The 15,024-nt window shown below is 72.0% G+C and carries 14 protein-coding genes and 1 riboswitch; of the genes, 4 read left to right on the top strand and 10 right to left on the bottom strand.

The features are described 5' to 3' along the window. Position 1: 1 nt before the first annotated feature. The gene (locus tag ABD211_RS17620; protein ID WP_344132616.1) at positions 2 to 622 is read left to right on the top strand and encodes a hypothetical protein; all 621 of its coding nucleotides are present in this window, start codon (positions 2 to 4) and stop codon (positions 620 to 622) included. A gap of 154 nt (positions 623 to 776) precedes the next feature. On the opposite strand, the gene ABD211_RS17615 is transcribed toward ABD211_RS17620, so the two are convergent. The 8 genes from ABD211_RS17615 to ABD211_RS17580 form a co-directional block, all read right to left on the bottom strand. Beyond that, a complete protein-coding gene (locus ABD211_RS17615; protein ID WP_344132613.1) occupies positions 777 to 1,862 on the bottom strand; it encodes a VWA domain-containing protein in 1,086 nt (361 codons plus the stop codon). Beyond that, the gene (locus tag ABD211_RS17610; RefSeq protein ID WP_344132610.1) at positions 1,863 to 2,825 is read right to left on the bottom strand and encodes a VWA domain-containing protein; all 963 of its coding nucleotides are present in this window, start codon (positions 2,823 to 2,825) and stop codon (positions 1,863 to 1,865) included. After that, positions 2,822 to 3,694, bottom strand: a complete 873-nt coding sequence (locus ABD211_RS17605; RefSeq protein ID WP_344132607.1) for a DUF58 domain-containing protein — start codon at positions 3,692 to 3,694, stop codon at positions 2,822 to 2,824. Before ABD211_RS17605 ends, ABD211_RS17610 begins: the two co-directional genes overlap by 4 nt. Then, positions 3,691 to 4,671: an AAA family ATPase gene (locus ABD211_RS17600; protein ID WP_344132604.1), complete on the bottom strand. Its 981-nt coding sequence runs from the start codon at positions 4,669 to 4,671 to the stop codon at positions 3,691 to 3,693. Before ABD211_RS17600 ends, ABD211_RS17605 begins: the two co-directional genes overlap by 4 nt. 11 nt (positions 4,672 to 4,682) lie before the next feature. Further along, on the bottom strand, positions 4,683 to 5,534 hold the full coding sequence (locus tag ABD211_RS17595; RefSeq protein WP_344132601.1) for a S1C family serine protease: 852 nt from the start codon (positions 5,532 to 5,534) through the stop codon (positions 4,683 to 4,685). 216 nt (positions 5,535 to 5,750) lie between these two features. Next, entirely contained in the window at positions 5,751 to 9,302 is a 3,552-nt protein-coding gene (metH, locus tag ABD211_RS17590; protein WP_344132652.1) for a methionine synthase, read from the bottom strand. A 68-nt stretch (positions 9,303 to 9,370) separates the two neighbouring features. Next, positions 9,371 to 9,449, bottom strand: a riboswitch (S-adenosyl-L-homocysteine riboswitch). Between the two features lie 27 nt (positions 9,450 to 9,476). Beyond that, on the bottom strand, positions 9,477 to 10,172 hold the full coding sequence (locus tag ABD211_RS17585) for a M50 family metallopeptidase (RefSeq protein WP_344132598.1): 696 nt from the start codon (positions 10,170 to 10,172) through the stop codon (positions 9,477 to 9,479). Positions 10,173 to 10,253: 81 nt separating this feature from the next. After that, entirely contained in the window at positions 10,254 to 11,168 is a 915-nt protein-coding gene (locus ABD211_RS17580; RefSeq protein WP_344132595.1) for a ribonuclease Z, read from the bottom strand. Between the two features lie 373 nt (positions 11,169 to 11,541). Here ABD211_RS17580 and ABD211_RS17575 point away from each other — a divergent pair, with 373 nt between their 5' ends. From ABD211_RS17575 to ABD211_RS17565, 3 genes are all read left to right on the top strand, one after another. Beyond that, positions 11,542 to 11,898 (top strand): cupin domain-containing protein, encoded by a 357-nt coding sequence (locus tag ABD211_RS17575; RefSeq protein ID WP_344132592.1) that lies wholly within the window; start codon positions 11,542 to 11,544, stop codon positions 11,896 to 11,898. Between the two features lie 10 nt (positions 11,899 to 11,908). Next, complete coding sequence (locus ABD211_RS17570) at positions 11,909 to 12,379, top strand: OsmC family protein (protein WP_344132589.1); 471 nt, start codon at positions 11,909 to 11,911, stop codon at positions 12,377 to 12,379. A 277-nt stretch (positions 12,380 to 12,656) separates the two neighbouring features. Further along, on the top strand, positions 12,657 to 13,574 hold the full coding sequence (locus ABD211_RS17565; RefSeq protein WP_344132586.1) for a helix-turn-helix domain-containing protein: 918 nt from the start codon (positions 12,657 to 12,659) through the stop codon (positions 13,572 to 13,574). A gap of 68 nt (positions 13,575 to 13,642) precedes the next feature. On the opposite strand, the gene ABD211_RS17560 is transcribed toward ABD211_RS17565, so the two are convergent. Beyond that, a complete protein-coding gene (locus tag ABD211_RS17560; RefSeq protein WP_344132583.1) occupies positions 13,643 to 14,350 on the bottom strand; it encodes a SanA/YdcF family protein in 708 nt (235 codons plus the stop codon). Positions 14,351 to 14,630: 280 nt separating this feature from the next. Next, positions 14,631 to 15,011, bottom strand: a complete 381-nt coding sequence (locus ABD211_RS17555; protein ID WP_344132580.1) for a carboxymuconolactone decarboxylase family protein — start codon at positions 15,009 to 15,011, stop codon at positions 14,631 to 14,633. Positions 15,012 to 15,024: the final 13 nt, after the last annotated feature.

Genomic DNA, 15,024 nt, shown 5'->3' with positions numbered 1-15,024 from the left:
CATGCTCGTCAACGACATCGACGCCATCCGGCGGTCGCAGGGCTATCAAGGTGTGTTCGACCTGCTCCGGCTGGGTCGCCACGGGGTCGTGGTGCTCGACCCGTACTCGACGCTGATCTCCGAAGGCGTGCGGCTCGGCGCCGGCACCGTGCTCTACCCGAACGTCGTCGTCCGATGCGATGAGCGCAGCGGGTGCGCGATCGGCGAGGGCAACACGCTGTGGCCGCAGACGCTGCTGCTCGCCGTCGACGGGGGCGTCATCGAGATCGGCGACGGCAACCAGCTCGGCCCGGGCGGCGTCCAGCTCAAGGCCAACCAGGTCGGCGCGCGGATCGTGGTCGGCGACGGGACCCGGCTGCTCAACGGGCCGGAGATCGTGGGACGGAGCTCCCTCGGCTCCGGGTGCCAGGTGCTGGGTCAGATCGCCGCGCAGTCCGTGACCCTCGCGGCCGGCCGCGAGCACACGTGGCCCGACGTTGACGAGCGCGGCGCGGTGCTCAAGGGCTTCGGGGTGGCCCGGGGCCTGTCGGTCGGGGTCGGCGAGGTCATCAACGGCCACGGCGACTTCGCCGCGGCGCCCATCGAGCGGCAGGCGGCCTACCACGCCCGACCGTCACCCTAGACGGGGCGTTCGGGGGGCCGCACCCTTTCAGCGGCTCCCAACGTGCAGGTTAGGTCGGGCTCGGAAGGGTGTTGGGGGACTGTCTATCGCGGGCGCCCCGTCGAACCGAAGGTGCACTTCCTTCTTGCGGAGATCGTCGATGAAATGGGGAGCGCTAGCTCGGACGAGGCCTGACGAGGGTGGGGCGGGTCCACCAGTGGGCCAGGGTCAGCGCCGTGAGGAGCAGGAGGGCGCCGGTCAGGGCGAACCAGGAGGTCAGTTCCAGGTCCTCGCGTTGGAGGGTGATGGAGCTGGGGAGGTCGATCAGGACCTCGGTGAGCTCGTCGGCGTCCTTTGCCTGGAAGTACTCGCCGCCCGTGATGGTGGCGACCTGGGTGAGCGCGTCCTCGTCGAGTTCGCGGTTACGGTTGCCCACACCGCCCCCGCCGCCGAAGCCGCGGCCCTGGCCGGGCGGGCCGCCGAAGGCCGCGTCGCCGCCGATCTGGTCAGGGGTGCACACGGCCGGGGCGGGGTTCGTGGTGCCGAAGCCGATCGTGTAGACCCGCAGGTGGCGGGCGGCGGCCTGCTCGGCGGCCGTCTCCGGGTCGACACCCTGGGTGTTCGCGCCGTCGGTGAGCACGACGATCGTGTCGGGCTCGTACTCGCCGCCGGCGCCGGCTGCGCCCGGCGGGAGGTCCACGCCGGTGGCCGCGACGTCCGGGTTGATCTCGGCGATCGCGTCGATCGCGGAGAGGATGCCGAGGCCGATGGCGGTGCCCCGGGCCGTACGCAGGCCGTCGATCGCCGCGCGCAGGGCGTCCTTGTCGTTGGTCGGGGCGACCAGCAGCGCCGCGATGCCGGAGAAGGCGACGATCCCGATCCGGGCGCCCTTCGGCTGGGCGTCGATGAAGTCGCGGGCCGCCTCCTGGGCGGCGGTGAGCCGGTTCGGCGGGATGTCCGTGGAGCACATGGACGCGGACACGTCGATGGCGAGCAGGATCGACGACGAGTTCGACGGGACGAGCACCGACGCCTGCGGTCGGGCCGCCCCGGTGCCGAGCACCACGAGCCCGATGGCGAACAGCCACAGCGGAATGCGCCGCCGCCACGCCGTACGCCCGGGCAGGGCGGCCCGGACCAGGGCGACGCTCGACAGGCGTACGGCCTGCCGGCGCCGGCGTCGCCGGGTCCACCAGCGGTAGCCCAGCAGCAGCGGGAAGGCCAGCAGCGCGGTGAGGGCCCAGGGCCAGGTCAGCGACATCTACAGGATCCGTCCGTACTGGCTGATCATCAGTAGTCCACCGATCGTGAGCAGCAGGATCGCCGCCCCGACCGCCGCGCCGGTGAGCTCCATGAGCTCGGGCTTGGCGGTGATCCGCAGTGTGATCGATTGGTAGATCTCGTCGAGGGAGCTCCCGTCCCCGGCCCGGTGGTAGGTGCCGGTGGTGGTCTGCGCGATCTGGGTGAGCAGGCCCTCGTCGAGGGCGGTGGCCACCTGGAAGCCGTCGACCTCGATGGTCGCGCCGGCGACGGTGCCGACGCCGATGGTGTGGATGTGCACGCCCGCGTTGGCGGCCAGGTCGGCCGCGGCCAGCGCGTCAGGCCCGCCGGTGTCCTCCCCGTCGGAGAGCACCACGATCGTGGCCGAGCTCCAGTAGCCGAGGTCGGGCGGCGCCGCGTTCGCCTCGGGCAGGGCGACGGTCTTCCCCACGATCGCGGCCAGCCCGCCGAGGATCGCCTGGCCGAGTGAGGTGCCGCCGGCCGTCCGTAGCCGGGCGATGGCCGCGAGCGCCTCGTCATGGTCGCCGGTCGGCCGCAGGGTGGCGAGCGCCCCCTGGCCGAAGGCGACGACGCCGATATCGACCGTGTCGGGCTGCGCCCGCACGAACCCGGCCGCCGCGGACTGCGCGGCGGCCAGCCGGGTCGGCGCGGCGTCGGTGGCGGTCATGCTGTTCGACACGTCGAACGCCAGGATCACGGTGCCGGACGGCCGGGGGAGCGAGACGGTCGCCTCGGGGCGGGCCACGCCGAGCAGCAGCAACGTCAGCGCGGTGATGAACAGCAGCGGCGGCACGTGCCGCCGCCACGCGCCGCGCGCCACGGCCGAGGCGCCCAGCCCGGCCAACGCCCGCGCCCGCTGCCGGTGCAGCCACCGGTAGCCGGCGAGCAGAGCCAGACAGACCGCTGCGGCCACACCGATCATCGCCGGGTTCTGAAAGCTCACGCCCGCCTCCGGTGGGAGAAGCGGACCAGGTCGACCAGCGTCTGGACCAGGTCCTGGTCGGTGGCGACGCGGTGGTGGGTGACCCCGGCGCGGCGCATCGCGGCGGTGAGCGCCTCCTCGCGCGCGGCGACCTCGTCGCTCAGCCGCTGCCGGAACAGCGGGTCGTTGGTGTCGACGAGGAGCTGCTCGCCGGTCTCGGCGTCCTCGACCAGGATCAGCCCGAGGTCGGGCAGGTCCAGCTCCAGCGGGTGGACGAGCCGCAGGACGACCACCTCGTGGCGCTGGCCCAACTGGCTCAGCGCGGGCTCCCAGTCGATGTCGCCGATGAAGTCGGACAGCACGAACACCAGGCCGCGCCGGCGCGCGGTGGTGGCGGCGAGCCGCAGCATGCCGGCCAGGTCGGTGGTGCGCCCGTCGGTGGCCGGCTCGCGGATCAGCTCGTGGGCCAGGCGCAGAATGTGGGTGCGCCCGGTCCGGGCCGGGACGACCCGCTGGAACCCGTTGTCGTAGAGGATCGCGCCGACGCGGTTGCCACCGCGCGCGAAGAGCCGGCCCAGGCACACGGCCAGCTCGGTTCCGAACGCGTCCTTGCCGGCGCCGAGCCGCATCGAGGCGGACCGGTCGAGCACGAGCCAGGCGGTCAGCTCCCGGTCCTCGGTGTACTGGCGCACGTACGGCTCGTCGAGGCGGGCGGTCACGTTCCAGTCGATGTGGCGTACGTCGTCGGACGGCTCGTACTCCCGCAGGTCGGCGAAGTCGACGCCGGCCCCCCGGAACGCCGTGCGGTAGGCGCCCTGCAGCCGCCCGTCGAGCCGACGGACGACCTGCCATTCGAGGCGCCGCAGCAGGCGGTCGGGGGTGGCGGTCACCGGGCGACGGGCCGATCGCGGACGGGTGCCTCGGGCGCGGGCAGCGCGCCGAGCACCCAGGTGAGCACCGCGTCGGCGGTGATGTCGTCGGACAGCGCCTCGTAGGAGAGCACGATCCGGTGCCGCAGCACGTCCAACGCCAGGTCGGTGAGGTCCTGCGGGATCGTGTAGTCGCGCCCCCGCACGAACGCGAGCGCCCGGGCGGCGAGCACCAGGTTGATGGACGCGCGCGGGCTGGCGCCGAAGGTGATGTACCGCGCCAGCTCGCCGAGCCCCACGTCGGCGGGCCGCCGGGTGGCCCCGGCGAGGCGCACGGAGTACTCGATCAGCGCGGGGTCCACATACACCTGGCGCGCGCGAGCTTGCATGTCGGCGAGCTGCTCGAGGTTGACGATCGCCTGCGTGGCCGCGGTGGCGGTGATCGCCCGCTCGACGATGACGAACTCCTCGGTGGCGCTCGGATAGTCCACGAGAACCTTCATCATGAAGCGGTCGACCTGCGCCTCGGGCAGCGGGTACGTGCCCTCGGTCTCGATCGGGTTCTGGGTCGCCATGACCAGGAACGGCCGGGGCACCTGGTGGGTCTCGCGACCGATGGTCACCTGGTGCTCCTGCATGACCTCGAGCAGCGCGCTCTGCACCTTCGCGGGCGCCCGGTTGATCTCGTCGGCGAGCAGCAGGTTGGTGAACACCGGGCCGAGGGACACCTCGAACTCGCCGGTGCGCTGGTGGTAGACGCGGGTGCCCACGATGTCGGCCGGGACCAGGTCGGGCGTGAACTGCACCCGGTTGAACTGCCCCCCGATGGCGCCGGCGAGCGACTTCACGGCCAGCGTCTTGGCGAGTCCGGGCACGCCCTCGACGAGGATGTGCCCGCCCGACAGCAGCGCGACGAGCATCCGTTCCAACAGCGCGTCCTGCCCCACGATGGTCTTCTTGACCTCGTAGAGGACCTGCTCCATCGGGTTCTGCGTCATGCTCGTCCTTTTCACTGTTGGGGGGCGCGCCCACCGCCGCCGGCGGAGAGCGCCGCGCCGATGGGCACGGCGAAGCCGACGCCGATGAACGTGCCGGCGTCGGTGGGGTTGGCCAGCGCCACGACGATGCCGACGACCTCGCCGGTCGCGCTGAGCAGCGGCCCGCCGGAGCTGCCGTGGTTGACGGCCGCGTCGAACTGGATGAGCCCGCCGATGCGGCCGCCGCCGTCGGGGGCGGTCGTGGCGCGGTCGAGGCCGGAGACCACGCCGGTCGTCGTGGTGCGGGTCAGCCCGAGCTGGTCGCCGATGGCGATCACCGGATCGCCCACGGCGAGCCGGCCGCCGAGCACGGCCGGCACGAGCACCTGCGGGAACGTCGTCGGGGCGAGCAACGCGATGTCGGTCTTCGGGTCCTCCGCGAGGATCGTCGCGGGGGAGCGCGTCCCGTCGGCGAAGGTGATGGTGATGGTCTTCGCGCCCGCCACGACGTGCCGGGCGGTGATGACGGTGCCGTCGGCGTTGGCCACCACGCCCGTGCCGCTGGCCTCCACGGCCCTGCCGGTGCCGCGGTTGGCGTCGATGGAGACCACCGACGGCGCGACGGCCGCGTAGATGTCGGCGGTGGTGGGCGCGGCGGAGGCGCCGGCGCTGGGCGCGGGGGTGGGCGCTGCCCGCGGCGCGCCGGCGGCTCCCCACCGGTAGCAGACAGCCGCGATGAGTACGCCGATGGCGAGCGCGCCCGCCGCGACAAGAGTGGTCCGTGACGGGCGCGCCGGCCGCGTGCCCGCGTCGACCGCGGCGTCGGTGGGCGGCGTGATCCGCGCGTCGATCGCCGTCCTGCCGAGCCTGGGGGGCGAGCTCACCACTTCACGGTAACTACAACACCTGGAAAATCGGTAACAACGATTTCCTGTGCGTCCTACACGCATTGACAGTTGTGAAAATCTCCGCGTACGGTCGCCGGAATGGGCTTTCCGTGGCACCCGAGCGGCGACGTGAACGCGCGCGGTCAGGTGCTGTTCCGGCAGAGCACGCTGGGCGCGCACATCCGCGACCGGGTCGGACGGCTGGAACCCGATCTACTGCGGGTCGTAGGCGAGGTTGGGGCGCAGCCAGCGCTCCACCTCGTCGACCCCGGTGCCGCGCCGGACGGCGTACTCCTCGATCTGATCGCGGCCGAGCCGGCCCACGGTGAAGTACCGGGAGGCGGGGTTGGCGAAGATCAGGCCGCTGACGGCGGCCGCGGGCGTCATCGCGTACGACTCGGTGAGGCCGATACCGAGCGCGTCGGCCCCGAGCAGCGCGAACAGGTCGCGCTTGCAGCTGTGGTCGGGGCACGCCGGGTAGCCCAGCGCGGGGCGGATGCCCCGGAACCGCTCGGCGTGCAGGTCCTCCAGCGCCGGCTGGGCGTCGGGCTCGAACCAGTCGCGGCGGGCGCGCAGGTGGGTCCACTCGGCGAAGGCCTCGGCGAGCCGGTCGGCCAGGGCCTTGACCATGATGGCGCGGTAGTCGTCGTGCTCGGCCTCGTAGCGGGCCGCGAGGGTGTCGGCGCCGTGGATCGCGACCGCGAAGCCGCCGAGGTGGTCGCCTTCCGGCGCGATGTAGTCGGCGAGGCAGCGGTTGGCCCGGCCGTCCGGCTTGGCCGTCTGCTGGCGCAGCATGGGGAACCGCGGTCCGTCGCGCAGGACGATGTCGTCGCCCTCGGCGTGGGCCGGCCAGAAGCCGTACACACCCCGGGCCTGGAACGCGCCCTCGGCAATGATCTTGTCCAGCAGCGCGTTCGCGTCGTCGAACAGCTCGCGGGCCACCGGGTTGTCGAGGATCGCCGGGTACTTGCCCTTGAGCTCCCACGCGAGGAACAGGAACTGCCAGTCGACCATCTCGCGGAGCTCTCTGAGGTCCGGCTCGACCTGCCGCAGCCCCGTGAACGCCGGCGTCGGCAGGTCCGCGAAGTCGACGTTCTCGCGGTTGGCCCGCGCCTGGTCGAGCGTGAGCAGCGGTTGGGCGTGCCGGTTGGCGTGCTGCTCGCGCAGCCGCTCCTGCTCGGCCCGGTTGTCGGTGTCCAGCTTCGCGGCCCGGTCGGGGTCGAGCAGGTCCGACACCACGCCCACCACGCGCGACGCGTCGAGGACGTGCACGGTCGTCCCGGCGTACGCCGGGGCGATGCGCACCGCCGTGTGCTGCTTGGACGTCGTCGCCCCGCCGATGAGCAGCGGCAGCGTGATGCCGCGCCGGCTCATCTCCGCGCCCACGGCCACCATCTCGTCCAGCGACGGGGTGATCAGCCCGGACAGGCCGACCGCGTCGGCGCCCTCCGCCACGGCCGTCTCCAGGATCCTCGCGGCGGGCACCATCACGCCGAGGTCGATGACCTCGTAGTTGTTGCAGCCGAGCACCACGCCGACGATGTTCTTGCCGATGTCGTGCACGTCGCCCTTCACGGTGGCGAGCACAACCTTGCCCTGCCCGCGACCGCCGCCGCTCTTCTCCTTCTCCATGTACGGCTCGAGGTAGGCCACGGACCGCTTCATCACCCGGGCGCTCTTGACCACCTGCGGCAGGAACATCTTCCCGGAGCCGAACAGGTCGCCGACGACCTTCATGCCGTCCATGAGCGGGCCCTCGATGACGTCGAGGGGCCGGGGGAGCAGTTGGCGCGCCTCCTCGGTGTCCTCCTCGACGAAGTCGACGATGCCGTGCACGAGCGCGTGCGACAGCCGCTGCGCCACGGGGGCCTCGCGCCAGGACAGGTCGACGGCGCGCTTCGTGCCCTCGCCCTTGACCGTCGACGCGAACGTCACCAGCGCGTCGGTGGCGTCGGGGTGCCGGTCGAACAGCACGTCCTCGACGAGGGTCAGCAGGTCGGCCGGGATGTCCTCGTAGACGGCGAGCTGGCCGGCGTTGACGATGCCCATGTCCAGGCCGGCGCGCACCGCGTGGAACAGGAACGCCGAGTGCATCGCCTCGCGGACCACGTCGTTGCCCCGGAAGGCGAAGGACAGGTTGGAGATGCCGCCGCTCGTCCGGGCCCCCGGGCAGCGCTCCTTGATCAGCGGGAGCGCGTCGATGAACGCCTTGGCGTACCCGTTGTGCTCGGCGATGCCCGTGGCGACCGCCAGCACGTTCGGGTCGAAGATGATGTCCTCGGCCGGGAAGCCCGCCTTCTGCGTCAGCAGGTCGTAGGCCCGGCCGCAGATCTCCACCTTGCGCTCGGTGGTGTCCGCCTGGCCCTGCTCGTCGAACGCCATGACCACGACACCGGCGCCGTAGTCGCGCACCTTGCGGGCCTGGGCGAGGAAGGGCTCCTCGCCCTCCTTGAGGCTGATCGAGTTGACCACGCCCTTGCCCTGCACGCAGCGCAGGCCGGCCTCCAGCACGCTCCACTTCGAACTGTCGACCATGACCGGGATGCGGGCCACCTCGGGCTCGGTCGCGATCAGGTTGAGGAACGTGGTCATCGCCGTCTCGCTGTCGAGCAGGTCGGCGTCCATGTTCACGTCGAGCAGGTTGGCCCCGCCGCGCACCTGCTCCAGCGCCACGTCCACGGCGCCGGTGTAGTCGTCGGCCTCGATGAGTCGCCGGAACCGGGCCGAACCGGTGACGTTGGTCCGCTCGCCGATCATCACGAAGCCGGTGTCGGGGCCGATCGCGAACGGCTCCAGGCCGCTGAACCGGGTGGTCCGCTCCGGACTGGGGATTTTGCGGGGTGCGGCGTCCTTAACCGCTGCGGCGATTTGGGCGATATGTTCCGGTGTGGTGCCGCAGCAGCCGCCGACCACGTTGACCAGCCCCGCCTCGGCGAACTCGGCGATGAGCGCGGCCATCTCCTCGGGCGTCTGGTCGTATCCGCCGAAGGCGTTGGGCAGGCCCGCGTTCGGGTGCGCGGCGACGTAGGTGGGGGCCAGGCGGGCCAGATCCGCCACGTGCGGGCGGGCCTCGGCGGCGCCGAGCGCGCAGTTCACGCCCACCATCAGCGGCTCGGCGTGCTCGACCGAGCGCCAGAACGCCTCGACGGTCTGCCCGGACAGCGTCCGCCCGGACAGGTCCACGATCGTGACGGAGATCCACAGCGGCAGCTGCGGGGCGACCTCGCGGGCCGCCGCGACGGCCGCCTTCAGGTTGAGCGTGTCGAAGATCGTCTCGATCAGGAGCAGGTCCACGCCGCCCTCGGCCAGGGCCGCGATCTGCTCCGCGTACGTCGCCTTGACCTGGTCGAACGTCACCGCCCGGTACGCCGGGTCGTCGACACGGGGCGACAGCGACAGAGTCACGTTGAGCGGGCCGACCGAGCCGGCCACGAACTTCCCGCCGATCTCGTCGGCGGCCTGCCGGGCCAGCCGCGCGCCCTGCACGTTCATGTCGCGGACCAGGTGCTCCAGGCCGTAGTCGGCCTGCCCGATGGACGTCGCGGTGAACGTGTTGGTGGTGGTGATGTCCGCGCCGGCGGTCAGATACCGCCGGTGCACGTCCAGGATCAGATCCGGCCGGGTCAGGTTGAGCAGGTCCGGGTCGCCGGTGACGTCGCGCTCGTGACCGGCGACGACGTCGCCCTGGTAGTCCGCCTGGGTCAGGCCCGCGGCCTGCAGCATGGTGCCCCACGCGCCGTCGAGCACGAGGACCCGCTCGGCCATCAGCCGCCGCAGCGTGGCCGCCACATCGTCGCGCGTTGATGATCCAGTCACGTCGAGCACCTCCGAGAATGTCGGAGGCGCCCTTGCTGCGGTGGATCCGGGCCGAGCGTGGCGGGCATGTCGCCCGTTGCAGCGCCTCTCGGCCCGACTGTCGATGATACCCGCCGCCGCCGGTCACGCCCCTCGGTGACCACCTAGCAGGACGACCGCGCCGAAGATCGCGGCAGCGAGCGACAGGACCACGAAGAGCCCGGTGAACACCGACGCGGGAACGTAGGTCAGCTGGCGCAGGTGATAGGCGTCCGTGGCGCGGTCCGGCCCCCGGCTGCGGATCCTGGCCAGCCCCAGGGTGTCGCGCACGCCACTGATGAGCAGGAACCAGATCCAGGTGTACGCGAACCACGCTTCGAGGTTGGGGCTGTGTGCGCGCAGGACCAGCACGAAGGCCCCGCCGAGAGCGAGCACGCTGACCCGGCTGACCCAGCCCCGCGATACGAGCAGGGCGCAGGCGAGGAAGAACAGGCTCAGCCACAGCACGGCCCGGGCCCTGTCGCCGCTCAGCAGGGCCGCGCCGGCCAGTCCGAACGCGGACGGACCGAGGTAGCCCGCCAGGCCGATGGCGACCGAGGCCCCCGGCCCGGCCCCGAGAACCCTGGTGTGACCACTGGTGTCCCGGTTGATGACCAGTTCGAGCACGGTCGCGCCGAACGCCGAGGCGGTCAGCGCGTGCCCGCCCTCGTGAGCGATGGTCGAGGCATAGCCCGTCACCGCCCACGCGACGAAGACGAGGGACAACGCGATCAGCGCGGTGGTGATGATCAGGCCTGGGGAGGCGTGCGGGGCGGGCGGGGCGGCGAGCGACGTCGGCAACGCGGACCTCCCGGGCGGTCTCACCGGTGGGAGATCGATTGTCCTTGAACCGGCGGCGCGTCCGCGACGGGCCTTCGGGGGTCAGCGGCGGGACGGCACCGGTACCCGGGCGAGATCGTCGGCCACCACGATGTCGCCGTCGAAGTGCCGGGCGGCCTCCGCGTGGAACGCGGCCGGGTCGGTGTACCGGGCCGAGAAGTGCGTCAGCACGAGCCGCCGCACGCCGCACTTCGCCGCCACCCGGGCCGCCTGCGCGGCCGTGAGGTGGGCGTACGTCTGCGCCAGCTCGGCGTCCTCGTCGAGGTACGTCGACTCGATCACCAGCAGGTCGACGCCCTCGGCCAGGTCGTAGACCGCGTCGCAGAGGCGGGTGTCCATGACGAACGCGAACCGCTGCCCCGGCCGCGGTTCGCTGACCTCGTCGAGAGTGACAGTCCGGCCGTCGATGGTGAGGCTTCCGGCGCGCTGCAGTGCCCCGATCGCCGGGCCGGTCACGCCGGCCGCCGCTAGCCGGTCGGGCAGCATCCGCCGGCCGTCCGCCTCCACGAGCCGGTAGCCGACCGCGTCCACCCGGTGGTCGAGGTGCCGCACGGACAGCGTCCAGTCCGCCCCCTTGGCGATCTGGCCGTCGCCGGTGACCGGCACCTCCCGCAGGTCGTTCGTGTCGTGGAACGGCGCCGCGTGGCGCAACCGCTCGAAGTACTCCGCGCCCGAGGCGGGATAGTGCGCGTACACCGGATGTGTGATCTTGTCTTTGGCGAGGCGCTGCAACACCCCGGGTACGCCCAGGCAGTGGTCGCCGTGGAAGTGCGTGAGGCAGATCCGGGTGATCGCGGAGGCGGCCACGTCGGCGTGCGTCAGCTGGCGCTGGGTGCCCTCGCCCGGGTCGAACAGGATCCCCTCGCCGTCCCAGCGCAGCAGGTACCCGTTGTGGTTGCGGGTACGGGTGGGCGCCTGGCTGGCGGTCCCGAGGACGACAAGTTCACGCTGCGACACCCCACGACCCTATGCCGCCCCCTGCCAGGGCGCCTCCGGGTTTATCGTGTGCGGATGCGACGCCTGTCGAAGTGGTTGGCCCGCGTCGGGTTGGAGATCGCGATCTCCGGTACGGATGTGCAGTCCGATCGCCGGTCGTCGACGCAGGTCGGTCCATGATCGCCGAATGCGGTGCGGACGCGTAGTTCCGGCGACCCGATAAGCGGCAAATGACCCCCGGCCTGTCGTGAAGATCGCCGTCTCGTGTACCAGAGTGCAGCCCGGCCGCACTCCGGCACGCGAAACGGAGATCTTGCGTAAATCGATCTCCCTGCCTGAACCCACATCGCGTCGCGGTCACCTGCGGCGGATGTTCAATGTCAGGATGGCTGGCATGGGGAGCATCAATATCGCGGAGAAGTTGGGCCTGATCACCGAGTACTGGTCGCCGCGGACGGTGGCGACGGTCAACGACTACGACGTCCGGCTGGTCAAGGTGCAGGGCGAGTTCGTCCGCCACCAGCACGTCGATTCGGACGAGTTCTTCCTGGTTATCGACGGGGAGCTGACCATCCGGATGGACGACGGCGATGTGACGCTCCGCCCCGGTGACCTCTACGTCGTGCCGCGCGGCACGCACCACCAGCCGGTCAGCGCGGTGGAGACGACACTGCTGCTCTTCGAGCCCAGCGAGACGGTCAACACCGGCGACGCGGGCGGCCCGATGACCGCCACCAGCACGCCGATCTAGGGACGGACATATGGCCACGCACACGTACACGACGGTGGTGACCTGGACGGGCGACCGGGGCAGCGGCACGAGCGGTTACCGCGACTACGGTCGCGACCACGTGATCAGCGCCGACGGGCCGCCGTCGATCCCGGGCAGCTCCGACCCGACCTTCCGGGGCGACCGGGACCGGTGGAACCCGGAACAGCTCCTGCTCGCCTCCCTCTCACAGTGCCACATGCTGCAGTACCTGCACTTCTGCGCCGACGCGGGCATCATCGTGACCGACTACGTCGACGAGGCGAGCGGCACGATGGTCACCCGCGCCAACAACGGCCGGTTCACCGGGGCGGTGCTGGCCCCGCGCGTCACCGTGACCAGTGCCGACGTGGTGGAGAAGGCGCTCGCGCTGCACGACGACGCGCACCACGCGTGCTTCATCGCGAACTCAGTCAACTTCCCCGTCCGGCACGAGCCGACCATCCTGGTGGCTCCCCGCTGACGGCCGGCCGGAACCCGGCGCCGATCATCCGATATCCGTTGGGTGATCGGCGGGTTAAACGGGCTGGTTGACACCGGTAGGGTGCGGTGCCCGCCGCCTACATTGGTGTGATGCAGATGGTTGAAGACGCGACATGGGGGTGATCGCGGGTCCCCGTTGACCCGCGCTCGCCGCGATCACCCATCAACACCTTCTTCCGGAGTACGCCGCGACGCGGCGCCCGGAATCCGCAAACCGGATCAAGCCGGGGGCGGATCGGCAGCCCCACCATAGGTGCATGACCGAGCGTACGGACACCTTCGCCGCCTTTGTGGCGGTGCTCTCCGCCGCGCTCGACGACCACGACGCCACGGGCGCCGACCTGGCGCGGCGCATGCACCTGTCGCGCTACCACCTCGACCGGGTCGTCGCGGCCGCGGCCGGCGAGCCGCCGGCCGCGCTGCGTCGACGCGTCCTGCTGGAGCGCTCCGCGCACCGGCTCGCGCACACCCGGCGCACGATCCTGGAGATCGCGGTCGAGGCCGGCTACTCCTCGCACGAGGCCTTCACCCGCGCGTTCACCAGGGCGTACGGGGTGACGCCGAGTGCCTGGCGGGAGGCTCCGCGCACGCTGCGCCTGCCGGCGCCCAACGGCGTCCACTTCCACCCGCCGGCGAGCCTCGGGCTGCCGGCCCTCACGAAGGTAGGCCCCATGGAACTGCTGCTGAAGATGGTGGAGCACCACGTCTGGCTGGTCGGCGAGCTGCTGACCCGCGCGGCCACGCTGACCGACGAGCAGCTCGACAAGCGGATCGAGATCTCCGTCGACGGCATCGACGACGATCCGACGCTGCGACGGTTGCTGTCCCGCCTGGTCGGGCAGCTGGACATGTGGAACAACCGGATGGCCGACCACGACTACGACTGGTCCGTCGAGGCCGCCGAGTCCGTGGCGCACATGCGCGACCGGCTCGCCGAGGTCGGGCCGGCGTACCTGGCGAGCGTGCGCGAGCTGTGCGACGACAACCGCCTCGCGGAGACCTTCGTCGACACCCGGTGCGACCCGCCGGAGGTGTTCAGCTACGGCGGGATGATCGCCCACGTCCTCACCTTCGCCGCCCACCGCCGCACGCTGGCCCTGGGCGCCCTGCACGACCTCGGCATCACCGACCTGGCCCACGGCGACCCGGCCCCCTGGGTGGTCGCGACCACCTGAGGCGGCGAAAGGCCAGTTACGTGCGCAATTCGCGCCGAGGTTTCCCCACGTAAGGCCGATATCCGCGGCTACAGCCCGGCGAGCGCGGTGGCGACGGCGGGCGTCGGCGGGGACGCGACCGCGGGGGCGCGGCCCGAGCGGAGGTCCAGCAGGGCTTTCGCGCGGGCCGCGTACTCCCGGGTGGGGTTCCAGACGCGGGTCTTGAGCGTGCAGGTCGCGCAGTGGCCCGCGTCCACACCGTCGGCGTCCACGCCCAGGTGGCGGCAGAGCGCGATGGCGCGCGGCAGGTGGAAGCCCTGCGAGATGAGCAGCGCGCGGCTGACGCCGTAGGTCTGCCGGGCGCGGGCGCACGTGTCGTAGCTGTCCAGCCCGGCCGGGTCGGTCACGATCCGGGCCGGGTCGACACCCCGGTCGACCAGGTATTTCGTCATCGCGGCCGGCTCGTCGCCGGACGTGCCGTGCCCGTCCCCGGACAGCAGCAGCACCTTGACCTTGCCGGCCCGCACGAGCGCCACGGCCGCGTCCAGCCGTTCCGCCAACATGATCAACGGCGTGTGGTCCGCGGCGGCGAGCTGCGCACCGAACACGATCGCGACGTCCGCGGTGGGGGCGTCCGCGACGCGGTGGACACGCCCGCCCGACTCACCCATGACCCACACCGTGGGTACGGCCGACAGCGCGCCCGCCGCGAGCCCCAGGGTCGCCAGCGCGCGCAGGAGCCGGCCCGGTCGTGGCCGCCGTCTCGGAAAGATGAGGTTGTCACCGGCCCCCGTCATGGGCCGCACGCTAGTCGATCGGGGCCGTCAGCAGGGGGCGGCTGTGATCAGCGCCGCCCGAGCAGCCGCCCGAACCATCCCCGGGCGGGCTCGTCGTGCCCGGCACACCAGTCCTGCGCCGGGACCTGCGCGCGCACCTGGTCGACGTGCTGGCCACACCCGGCCCAGGTGGTCCTGCCGCAGGTGCGACAGCGAACGGCACGACACATGATCTTCGTTTCCTCTCGGGTGACTATCCGGAACGGTAGGTTTCCGCGTTTGGCGCGTTGCGGTGGGTGGGTCAGGCTGCGGGCTCGCCCGCGGTGGCGGCCGTTTCGAACTCGCAGAAGGCCTCGTAGGCGCGGGGGCCGTAGATGGTCGCCGGGCCGCCTTTCATCAGGAACGTCACGCCGATCGCCTCGGCGGCCTCCTGGCGGGTGGCGCCGGCGCGGGCCGCCGCCTGGGCGTGCGAGGCGATGCAGCCGTCGCAGCCCTCGGCCACCCCGATGGCGAGCGCGATCAGCTCCTTGGTTCGGGTGTCTAGGACGCCCGGGGCGAACGCGGCGTGGTGCAGCTCGCCGAAGCCCCGGTAGACGTCGGGGATCGCGCGGCGCAGCTCCCGGTGCAGCGGCGACAGCTCGCGCAGGACGGTCCTGCCGTGGGTGGAGGTGTGTTCGGTCATGGCGTCCCCCTTC

Origin of the sequence: Luedemannella flava (assembly GCF_039528515.1) — a bacterium.
Taxonomy (GTDB): domain Bacteria; phylum Actinomycetota; class Actinomycetes; order Mycobacteriales; family Micromonosporaceae; genus Luedemannella; species Luedemannella flava.
This window is presented reverse-complemented; position numbering and strand designations above follow the sequence as displayed.

Coding starts and splice junctions, on each gene's coding strand:
- ABD211_RS17615 (WP_344132613.1), bottom strand. CDS start 1,862: ATGTCGCTGACCTGGCCCTGGGCCCTCACCGCGCTGCTGGCCTTCCCG.
- ABD211_RS17575 (WP_344132592.1), top strand. CDS start 11,542: ATGGGGAGCATCAATATCGCGGAGAAGTTGGGCCTGATCACCGAGTAC.
- ABD211_RS17620 (WP_344132616.1), top strand. CDS start 2: ATGCTCGTCAACGACATCGACGCCATCCGGCGGTCGCAGGGCTATCAA.
- ABD211_RS17555 (WP_344132580.1), bottom strand. CDS start 15,011: ATGACCGAACACACCTCCACCCACGGCAGGACCGTCCTGCGCGAGCTG.
- ABD211_RS17565 (WP_344132586.1), top strand. CDS start 12,657: ATGACCGAGCGTACGGACACCTTCGCCGCCTTTGTGGCGGTGCTCTCC.
- metH (WP_344132652.1), bottom strand. CDS start 9,302: ATGGCCGAGCGGGTCCTCGTGCTCGACGGCGCGTGGGGCACCATGCTG.
- ABD211_RS17570 (WP_344132589.1), top strand. CDS start 11,909: ATGGCCACGCACACGTACACGACGGTGGTGACCTGGACGGGCGACCGG.
- ABD211_RS17560 (WP_344132583.1), bottom strand. CDS start 14,350: ATGACGGGGGCCGGTGACAACCTCATCTTTCCGAGACGGCGGCCACGA.
- ABD211_RS17600 (WP_344132604.1), bottom strand. CDS start 4,671: ATGACGCAGAACCCGATGGAGCAGGTCCTCTACGAGGTCAAGAAGACC.